The organism is Hoylesella shahii (assembly GCF_937990675.1).
GTDB lineage: Bacteria > Bacteroidota > Bacteroidia > Bacteroidales > Bacteroidaceae > Prevotella > Prevotella shahii.
This window is the reverse complement of the sequence record NZ_CALKQY010000022.1, coordinates 82296-92994: the sequence shown is the minus strand read 5'-3', so window position 1 is coordinate 92994 and position 10699 is coordinate 82296. Positions and strand designations below refer to the sequence as shown.

6 protein-coding genes are annotated in these 10699 nt (G+C 46.8%); 1 reads left to right on the top strand and 5 read right to left on the bottom strand.

Translation table 11 applies throughout. The features are described 5' to 3' along the window. Positions 1 to 9: 9 nt before the first annotated feature. A complete protein-coding gene (locus tag QME03_RS02920; protein WP_273115834.1) occupies positions 10 to 954 on the top strand; it encodes a PorV/PorQ family protein in 945 nt (314 codons plus the stop codon). 1517 nt (positions 955 to 2471) lie between these two features. On the opposite strand, the gene QME03_RS02915 is transcribed toward QME03_RS02920, so the two are convergent. The 5 genes from QME03_RS02915 to QME03_RS02895 all read right to left on the bottom strand — a co-directional run bounded on the left by QME03_RS02915 (position 2472) and on the right by QME03_RS02895 (position 10671). Beyond that, positions 2472 to 4415, bottom strand: coding sequence for an NAD(+) synthase (locus tag QME03_RS02915; protein ID WP_281723400.1), 1944 nt, complete (start codon positions 4413 to 4415; stop codon positions 2472 to 2474). An 83-nt stretch (positions 4416 to 4498) separates the two neighbouring features. Then, positions 4499 to 5689, bottom strand: a complete 1191-nt coding sequence (locus QME03_RS02910) for a DUF2027 domain-containing protein (protein WP_281723399.1) — start codon at positions 5687 to 5689, stop codon at positions 4499 to 4501. A gap of 16 nt (positions 5690 to 5705) precedes the next feature. After that, positions 5706 to 6929 carry an S-adenosylmethionine:tRNA ribosyltransferase-isomerase gene (locus QME03_RS02905; protein ID WP_281723398.1) on the bottom strand — a complete coding sequence of 408 codons (1224 nt, stop codon included), beginning with the start codon at positions 6927 to 6929 and terminating at the stop codon, positions 5706 to 5708. 2 nt (positions 6930 to 6931) lie between these two features. Continuing rightward, positions 6932 to 7627 (bottom strand): phosphatase PAP2 family protein, encoded by a 696-nt coding sequence (locus QME03_RS02900; protein ID WP_281723397.1) that lies wholly within the window; start codon positions 7625 to 7627, stop codon positions 6932 to 6934. 476 nt (positions 7628 to 8103) lie between these two features. Then, entirely contained in the window at positions 8104 to 10671 is a 2568-nt protein-coding gene (locus QME03_RS02895) for a BatD family protein (RefSeq protein ID WP_025816374.1), read from the bottom strand. Positions 10672 to 10699: the final 28 nt, after the last annotated feature.

Genomic DNA, 10699 nt, shown 5'->3' with positions numbered 1-10699 from the left:
TAGCACGCTATGAACAAGATATCTATGGCACTTATCACACTGGGCACTTGCCTGGCAATGGAGGTAACGGCGCAAAGTCGCATTCTTCCTGTGCTCGAAGCCACACCCGATGCGCGCAGTGCAGCGATGGGTGGAACCCTACTTGGCCATGCCAATCAGATGCATATTTACGCTAATCCGGCTGCACTTGCCTTTAGCGACCAGCGTTTTGTGGCTGATGCTTCGCTCGAAGCACAACCTAAAACCGATGACGGCCGACTGATGCAGTATAATTTTGCTGCTGGTTATCGCTTTGCTAATCGTTCGGCGCTGATGGCTGGTATGCGTTATCTGGGTGGACTCACTGTTCCGGCCGTTAATGCCGTGGGCACCACGGCTAGTGTTTCGCCCTACGACGTAACGCTCGACCTGGGTTATGCTTTCTCTGTAACGTCTCAAGTGGCTGTGTATGCCACGGCAACCTATGCGCATGCGCATGCTGCCACCAGTGCCAACGCTTTGGCTTTCTCGCTGGGAGCGGCATTTCAGCAGTCATTTTCTGTGGCTAAGAACATGCCTAGCGTGCTAAACCTGGGCGTGAGACTGCTGGATTTTGGCAAATCGGTGAAGTTTAACGATACGGGGGTGCCTCAAAGTCTGCCCACTTCGTTGGTGGCTGGGGGTGATTGGCTGGTGACTGTTGCGCCTAAGCACAACCTAACTTATGCGCTTTCGTGCCGATATTTCACCCCAAAAGATGCTCATGAGACGCTCGTTGGTACGGGTTTGGAATACACCTACAACCAATTGGTGTCTGCACGTGTGGGTTATCAGTTTGCCAACAAGGGCTCTAATGCACTTACTGTTGGTGCTGGTGGACAACTTAAAGGCTTTAAACTCAACTTGGCTTATCATCATGCTTTTGCCGAATATGGTGTTGATGCGTTGATGGTTGGCGTGGGTTATGCTTTCTAGTATGACTTTTTTTTAAACTTAATGTGGCTGGGCACGAATAAATACTTTGCCCGCACTTTTTTTAAAGGCTGAATTCTTATTTGGGGTTCAGCCTTTATTAATGGTTTTTTGCTCATAATCTATGGCCTATATGCCTTATTTATCTAGGTAGAATGCATGGTTGTGTGCGAGAATTTAACGCCACAACCTACCAATGGTTGTAATGGTTAGCCACGAATGTTGCTATAAATATGGGGTTTTACCGAAATATATTAAGACGCTGCGGTGGATTAGCTAATCTGTTTGTTGTTATAATATTGTTAAATGGAGTAGCAAAACTTTACAAAACGTGCTCTTCGAACCAAGCCATTCTAGAGAAAATAAATGCTTTATAGCATGCATTTTGGTCCAAATTTCGGCATTTTATTTTTTATTTTACATCGTTTTTGAATGCCAAACTGCAATTTAGTAGCATTTAGCCTTTCTATTTGTTGCCCCAGCACCAATTTTTAACAGCGCTAAAAACAGCTTTTAGTAGCTAAAAGGTAAGTTTTTAAGACCGTTTTTACCTCAAATTGGGGTTATTTGTTTCTTGTTCGTTAAATGTATATACATCCTTAATGAGTAAAATAATGCATTTCTGTTTGCGTTTTCTAGCATTTTACCTTGCGTTTTGCTGCATTTTACCTTGCGTTTTGCTAGAGTTAGCCTTGCGTTTAGTAGGAGTTAGCACTGCGTTTTGCTGCAAATAGCCTTGTGTTTTGCTGCAAATAGCCCGTTTTGACTGTTGAAATTGCGTCTTTCTGTAAGAATATGCGTTTTGTTGACCAACGTTTACGCAACTTTTTGATGGGTGAAAAACCTTCGCGAGAATTGAATATTTGGCAACGAGTTTGAAGTTGGTGCGTAAAAAGTGAACTATTGGTGTTAAAATTTGCGCTAAATATTTTACATTTTCTTTCGCTTTTTACGCGAGCTTGCATTACTTTGGCTGGTTGTTGTTGAGATTGGTTGAGTACTTGTTGGGGGGTGGTTGTTGCCTTGTTGCGAATGTTTTGCGTGTTTGTTGTAAATGATGCGGACTTTATGGTGACAATGCCAGCGCATTGTAGCCGATAACTAATCGAAATCAGTACACAACACAACGCAACGGGGGATGGTGAAAAATAATGTTGAACGCGCTAACAACATATAAGGCTTAGACATAGACACGACAACAAGTTGAAAGGGCCAAATATTGTACAAATATAAAATGCACAATTCGAAACAAGAAAAATTAGGTGTTAGACCGATTGTGCTCTGTTTTATCTTGCATTCATTGCTTCCAGTCTCTCTTTATTTTTCAGTTGGCATCTTGTACGTCTTATCCTTTTTTGCGAAGGGCACTCAGCCTTAAAGACTAAGGCGGTTAATTGGCTCAACAAGCAAGCAAAAACAAAGTGGCACACACAACCGATTTAGGATAAAAAAGAAAGGAGTTTTTATCTGGGTAATAATCTTACCCACATAAAAACTCCTCTCGGCGATAAAGTTATTATTTATAGCTTATCGCATTGGTCGAGCCACATTTGGGCCGTTGCATCGCTAGGCATGCGCCAGTCGCCACGCGGACTAAGGCTAACGCTACCCACTTTAGGCCCATCGGGTAGGCACGAACGTTTGAATTGCTGCGTAAAGAAGCGGCGCATAAACACCCTTAGCCAATGCTTTATCTCGTCGTCGGTGTATTGATTGGCTCGCTGTTGGGGTGCAGCAAAGGCGTGACGAGCCATGAGATAGAGGCGTTGGGGCGTGAAACCGTGGCGCAAGAAGTGGTAGATAAAGAAGTCGTGCAACTCGTAGGGGCCAACCAAGTCTTCGGTTTTCTGCTTGATATTACCAGCTTCGTCGGCCGGAATAAGTTCGGGCGAGATGGGTGTATCGATGATATCGTAGAGTGTGGTGCGCGTTTCGTCGTTGTGCATGGTTTGCGCCACATGGCGCACCAGGTGCCTAATGAGGGTTTTGGGTATGCTAACGTTCACGGCATACATGCTCATGTGGTCGCCATTGTATGTGGCCCAGCCCAGCGCCAGTTCAGAAAGGTCGCCCGTTCCCACAACAATACCGCCCTCTTTATTCCCTAGGTCCATCAATATTTGTGTGCGTTCGCGTGCCTGTCCGTTTTCGTACACCACATCGTGCACGGCCATGTCGTGGCCAATGTCTTCAAAATGTTGCGTAACACTCTTGGCAATATTTATTTCGCGTGTGGTAATTCCCAATTGGCTCATCAGGTCGATGGCGTTGCGATAGGTGCGATTGGTGGTGCCAAAACCTGGCATTGTGACGCCCACTATGCCCTTGCGCGACAGGCCAAGTTTGTCGAACGTGCGCACACATACGAGCAGAGCCAGCGTGGAGTCTAGTCCGCCACTGATGCCAAGCACCACTTTAGAGGCGTGGATGTGCTTTAGTCGTTGGGCTAAGCCAGAGACTTGAATGTTGAAAATCTCTTCGCAGCTATCGTGCATCACCTCGTTAAGTGGCACAAAGGGTAGGGGATTGATGGCCCGTTGCAGTGTAAAGGGCCTATTGTGTATGGGTGCAAAGGCCTTGTGCAGCAAAGCCGTGTGGCCATGTTGAGCATTGACGTAGGTGCTATTGGTGCGGCGTTCGGCCCTCAGTTTAAAGATGTCGATGTCGGTAACCACCATTTGCGGTTCGAAAACAAAGCGTTGGTTTTGTGCAAGCAGCTTTCCGTTTTCGTAAACCATGGCATTTCCCCCATAAACCAGGTCTTGTGTGCTTTCGCCAAAGCCACATCCGCTGTACACATAGCCAGCCATGGTGCGCGCACTTTGCTGTGCAAGCAGACTTTTAAGATAGTTGTGTTTACCAATAAGTTCGTCGCTAGCCGAAAGGTTGCACACAATGTCGGCGCCAGCAAGTGCCAAATAAGTGCCAGGAGGATTGGGTGCCCACACGTCTTCGCATATTTCAACGCCAAATTTCATGCCATCGGCGGTTACGAATATCTGACTTTGAGCTGTGAGCAGCGCATCTTGTCCAGCGTAGCAGATGGAAGTGTCGTTAAGATGGTGAGTGGAGGCAAACCATCTTTTTTCGTAGAACTCGCTATAATTGGGCAAATAGGTTTTAGGAACGATGCCCAGGATGTGTCCACGCTGAAACACCACGGCGCAATTAAGTAGGATGCTGTCTACCGCCACAGGCACACCCACCACCGAAATAACGTCGAGCGCCTTGGTGTTGGCCACCAATGAGCGCACAGCCACTTCGGCTTGTTCGATTAAAAGTTGTTGAGCGAAGAGGTCTTGACAGGTGTAACCTGTGATACCCAGTTCGGGAAACACCACAATCTCGGCCCCTTGTTCTTCAGCTTGTAGTATTTGCGCCTCTGTTTGTTGGGCGTTAAAATGGCAATCGGCCACCTTTACGGCTGGAATAGCTGCCGCCACTTTGATATATCCGTGTTGCATGCTTTATTTTTTTGATGAGTAAAGGAATTTTGATATTTAGGGGGAAAGCTCAATTAGGGGTTTAGTGTGGAAAATAACTCGCCTTACAGCTTTACCAAAGTAGCCCCGTAGCCATATTCTTGGAACGAAGCATCCTGATAAGTGCAGTGTTTGAAGTTGCGGTTAAGTTCGTTGATGATGGCCTTTCGCAACACACCTTCGCCCTTACCGTGAATAAACACGATTTTAAGTCCACGTTCGGCAGCATGCTCTTTAAGCGTTCGGCGGAACACTTCAAGCTGATATTGCAGAATATCCATTGAGTTCATGCCTTGAGTAGTTTCCAAAATCTCGTGCGCATGAAGGTCAACCACCAGCGGTTCGTTGGGTTTGCGGTCGCCACGAGCAGTTTTTGCAGATGCAGCAGCAAAGTTTTTAGACGAATTAGCATCGTGTTTCATCTTTTGAAGAGCCGCTTTAGAGAGCATTTCAAGCTTCAGTTTATCGGCATCAATTTGTTCGATGGGTGTCTCAGCAGGTTCGTCTCCCTCTAAGATGGTGTAGAGCATGGCAGGTTGGTCGTAAAAAGGAGACTCGGCAAAGAGATGTTGTTTGAAGAGCTTCAGCGGTTCGATGTGCAATTTAGCATCGATAACAGGTTTGCGCACATAGCTTTTTTGTCTTTTGAAAGCAATAGCTTGGAAAGCCGCTTGTTGCAAGCTGTTATAGTCTTCGGAGGTAATGGTGTCGAGTTTCAGTTTAGTGTTAGGTTCCATTTCGCCCTCGTGGCGTAGCGTCCAGCTTTCTCCTTCGGCAGTGGCAAAGGTGTAATGCAGGTAATAATTGCTGTCGTTAACCAATTCGAGATTTATCTTGGTTTGACTAAGTTGTTGTGTATTATCGGGCACAAAGGCCAGATACACGTTTAAGCTATTGCCCCCTGCGCGCTCTTCAACCGGTTTACGAAACGTGATCTCATTGTCCGAAGGGTCGGTTTCGTATTCAGAGTCAGTGTTATCGGCATCGTTTTCGTATCCGCCACTCAGCAGCGCCTTGATAGACTGCTTGCCGGGTGCATCCTGTTGTGTGGAGTTGGGTTTGGATTGAGTAGCAGCCGAGGAGGTTCGTCCTTGTTTGCGGTCTAACTCTTCGTCTACCACAACCACCTCGTTAATGCTCATGGGAATTTCAAAACCATCGGCATCTTGCACCAGAACGATGTTTTTTCCTTGGAAACCAGCCACGATGCCGCCCCCCGTTTCGCTTAGAAATCTTACTTTATCACCTTTTTTCATTGTTATGCTGTTGTTGTTAGGGTATGAGAATGCTGCTATCGCCATAGCTTAAGAAGCGGAAATCGTTGTCAAGTGCATAGCGATAAATGTCTTTCCATTTGCCACCCACAAAGGCACTAACCAGTAAAAGCAGCGTGCTTTGTGGCTGGTGAAAATTGGTTACCAGGCGTTTAACAATTTTATAGTTGTAACCAGGTGCGATGATAATCTGCGTGCTTGAGTGGAGCGTAGGCAGATTGTTGCGTTGCATGTAGGCAATGAGTTGGCCAATGGCTTCAGCCGGTTCAATATTGATGGCAGTAGGTGCATAGGGTTCCCATTGACTGACGTGCAGTTTTTCGAGAGCAATGTTGGCATCAGCCATTACCTTACACCCCATGTAGTACAAGCTTTCGAGTGTTCGCACGCTGGTGGTGCCCACAGCAATGGCTTCGCAATTGTGTTTGAGCAGTTTTTCGAGGGTGGAAAGGCGCACACTTACATATTCGGTGTGCATGGCATGACCTTCGATTTCGTCGCTTTTAACGGGTTTGAAGGTGCCAGCGCCAACGTGAAGAGTAAGTTCTTCGCGGTCTATGCCATGCTGGTCGATATCAGAAAGCACCCTTTGTGTGAAGTGTAAGCCCGCAGTAGGTGCAGCCACCGAGCCTTTAATTTTGGAGTAAACGGTTTGGTAAGTGGTTTTATCGCTCTCTTGTGTGTTGCGGTTGAGATAAGGAGGGATGGGCAGTTCGCCCACTTTGTCGATGAGTTCGGCAAAAGAAAGCTTATCGGCTCCCGTCCATTTGAAGTCTATTTTCAACGCCGTGTCGCACGAAAGGTCGCGTTCGGCTGTTAGTGTTACGGGCGGTTGTCCTGGTATATCCACGATAGTGGTGAGTGCACCCATCTTCCATTTCTTGAGATTTCCCACCATGCAATACCACGAACAGGCGTTAGTGGTTTGGAACATCTGTTCGTAATCGGCAGGCAAAGCAGGTTCGAGAAGGAATATTTCAATAAGCGAACCTGTGTCTTTTCTGAAATGAAGTCGCGCTTGTATAACCTTGGTGTTGTTGAAAACCATGAGAGCGCCTTGCGGAAGATAGCGGGTGATGTTGGTAAACACGTCTTGCGAAATGTCACCATGATTGTAAACAAGCAGCTTACTTTGGTCGCGTTGGGGCAAAGGAAACTTTGCGATGCGCTCATCGGGTAAGTCGTAGTTATAGTCTTTTATCCTGATATGTTTTGTATCCATTGTTATGTATTGAAAATACTATATATGATGACGACGCCAATCCATAGGGCCATGATGTAGAGCAGCTTGGCGATGTCGGCCTGGAGATAGCTTGCGGCGGTGGCTTGAGATGTTTGTTGGGTGCGGGGTAGACCTAATGGTTTTCCGAAACGACGATAAACGGCATAGGCCGACCATCCCACGAGGGCGCCCCAAAGCAGTCCGAAGAAAATGTCTGAGGGGTAGTGGAGACCCAAATAAAGGCGTGTCCAACAGTTAATAGCCGACCACGAAACAAGCATCACAGACAAAGAACGGCTCTTGATGAGCAAACTGAGGTAGACAGCCAATGAGAAAGTGTTGGCGGCATGGGCCGAAAAAAAGCTGTATTGACTGCCACGCATGCCGTTAACCACTGCGATGGTGTGCTTTATGAGCGGGTCTTGGCTGGGTCGCAAACGAGCAAAGAGGGGCTTGATGATGAGTTCTACCGACACACTTACCACAACAACAGCAAGCACCGCACATCCTATGGCGAGGAATATTTGGGGCATGGTGTCGTTGTTTTTAATAATTACGAAGACGAGTGCCAAGTAAAGAGGTATCCATGTAAAGCCCGACGTGAGGTTTTGAGCTAGCGCGTCAATGAAGAGCGAGTTGCTCCCGTTGAACCAAGCAAGCACTGCTCGGTCTATTTCCAATAGTTGGGTGAGGTTCATTTTTTTCTTTTTCTGTGGCCTTTTATAGATGACTGTTTTGTTGTTGATGATGCTTGCCGCTGTTGCGGCTGGTGTTTGCCGTTATTGCGATTGGTGTTAGCCACTGTTGTGACTGGTGTTAGCCGTTATTGCGACTGGTGATAGCAATGGCAAAGCAGGGATTTTATTGGGGCGGCGCCTATTGTTAGTTTGCTATGGTCTGCATTTGTGCCCTCCTTATTATATAAGGTGTAGTTGCAAAAGCAGAAAATGGGTGGCCATATTGTAGCCCAATGCATAGTCAAGAAGATGAGTTAGTGTGGAGATGACTACACCTTATATATATAAGCGCACCAGAAGTGATGGCTAAAGGGGTGCAAATGCAGTGGCAATTTGCATCCCCTTGTATTTTATAAAGTGCAGAGGACTCGCCAACAGCAAGCATCGCGCAGTGCAAAGAGCAGCACTAGCAAACATGCGAACCACGTTTTTACACCTTAAATTTCTTCAACAGCGTCTTGTTCAATCCACCCTTCGCGTCCATCGGCCAGCTTAACGCCAATCCATCCCTTGATAGAGCGGTCGGTAATGTCAACCCTTGTGCCTTCGTGTAGCACGGCTTCATCGGCTCCCGAGCGGATGGGTGTCTTCTTTAAGTTGGTAGACGGCGCTATGATTATAGCCCCTTCCTTATTGGTTAAGGCATTTTTTTGGTACATAGCGAAGACCGTACACAAGATGAAGAGTACACCAAAGGCGATGGAAGAGACAAAGCCAACCTTTCTAATGGCGATGCGCGAGTTGAAGAAATACAACAAGATGCAGCATCCCAAGAGCGCAATAGCCGCCAAAGCCATAGAGCCCCATCCGTCTACAGTGGTGAGATTGGCCATGGATCGACACCAAGTAACGAAGAACATTTCATCGGGTTCGGCCACCTTGTCAATGGTCTTACCCCGTGCAAACTGCAAATTAAACCTTATACTTCTGTTTCCTGGGTTTATTAACGCAGCTCTTTCGTAGGCCAAAATGGCTTGAGGAATGCTATCCGAACGAAAATAGGCATTGCCTAAGTTGTAATACAGCTCGGCCGAAGGCATTTTTTTGAGTAGCTGTTTATAGTCGGCGATTGCCTGTTGATAGTTTCCGCGCTTGTATTCTTGGTCGGCCGAGGCTTTAGTTTGTGCGTTGGCCGTTATTGATAGCGTGCAAAATAGCAGCGCGAGCAGCATCAAGCTCCCTTTTTTATTCGATTTCATAGTGGCTTCGATGTCCATGATGGCTTTAACGGCCATCTGATAGGTTTTGTTCATGTTGCCTTGCGAGTCGCCAGGTGCATAACGTTCGAACTCGCACTCATCGATAGCAGCGATAAAACTGTCGATGGTTTCGGTGTTAACGGCTCGTCGGTTGAGCATTTCGGCTATGTTTTCGCGGGTGAGTTGCTCGGCCGAGATGCCCAATTTGTCGCTAACATATCCCCAAAGGGCATGCAGCACCTCATCGTAGAAATCGTTTTGCTTCCCTTCCTCCATTAGTTTTTCAGCCAATTTCAGTCGGCGAGCAGCCACCTTGTTTGCTTTAGAACCGCGCAGTCGGCGTGAGTCTGAATTAATCTCTTGTCTTTGACGGAGCACAAAGAAGGCAATGACTGTGGCAGCCACGATGATAAAAAGCAGCAAATACCACAGCATGGAGGTGAAGAACATGTTGTCTTGCTTAATCATCACGGCAGGTCCCTGCATGATGGGGCGTATATCTTTGTTTTGTTCGTCTTCGAACTTACTCATTTCCGAACTCGTACCAGTTCCTTTCTCTATTTTTAGTGAGAAAGCTTGAGTGCGAATAGTGCGGTATTGTTGCGTTTTGGTGTCGTAGAATACAAACTCTGTGGGTGGAATTTCGTATTTTCCGATTTGTTGTGGCACGGCCAAGTAGTCGTAAATCATATTACCCTCAATGCCATTAGTGGTAAGTTGGGTTTTATCGGTAATCTTAACGTCGTACTTGTCGAAGCTTTTGGGGAAGTTAACCACTGGCGCTTTAAGCAGTTTTAGGTTTCCCAAGCCACTCACAACGATGCGTAGGTTGAGCGGTTCGCCTGTTTTTACATCCTTTTTGTTGAGTTGTGCCGAGATGGTGAAGTTGCCAACGCCACCCGAGAAGTTAGCAGGGCGAGCGGGCAGAGGGTCTACTTGTAGCGTTAAACCAGGAGCTTCGATTTCTTTTTTCACTTCAACATAGCCCGAACCGCCATTGAAGATAGCTTCAAAGGGGTCGACGCTGCGGTTTCTTTGTACCACGATGCCATCAAACTTGATGCTGGGAATCTTGAGTTCGCCACTCATCTGTGGGTACATCACGTATTGACTCCAGGTAACACATTTATAGTTTTTGCCGTTAAGTCTTTCAAGATGGAAGCTTTTTTGCGTGGGGAGTTTCACTTCTTGTGTGTGAAAGCCATTGAGGTCGGGCATTTTACCATTGAGTTGTGTTAACTCCACGAGGCTATATACCTTATACGATAGCAGAACGGGTTCTTGTTCGCGCACTCTTTGTTTGCTTGCACTCACTTTAATAAAGAGGTCACTGCCCGAAATGTTTGTACCAGCAGTGCGCACAGGGTCGCTTTCGTCGCTTTCGTGCATTTTTGGGGCACCGTTGGCATTGGGTTTAGCCGTGCCCACGACATTAATTTTAAGTGCAGGCGACACCACAGTCTTGCCTCTAACCACTGCTTTGGCCGGTGAAATGGTGTAAGAACCATTCTTTGTGGCGTAGAGCGTGTAGGTATAAGTTATTGACGAACTAGAGCTAGTGTGGCCGTTAGTCATTTGATAACTTGATTGCGATGAGGTATAAGGGCCAGCAATCACCTCTATTCCCGCTGGAATGTTACCCGCTTTAAAGTCGTCTACGTCTTGTGTGTTGATGGTATAAGCTATTCGGAAGTTCTCTCCGGCGGCCACAGTCGAAGGAGCCGACACCGTAAGGCGTTGAGCTGCCCCAATCGTGATGTGGGTTATGGCCAGCATTAATAGGATTATTCTTTTCATTCGCTTCATAGAACCATTTGTTTTTTAGATGTATGTG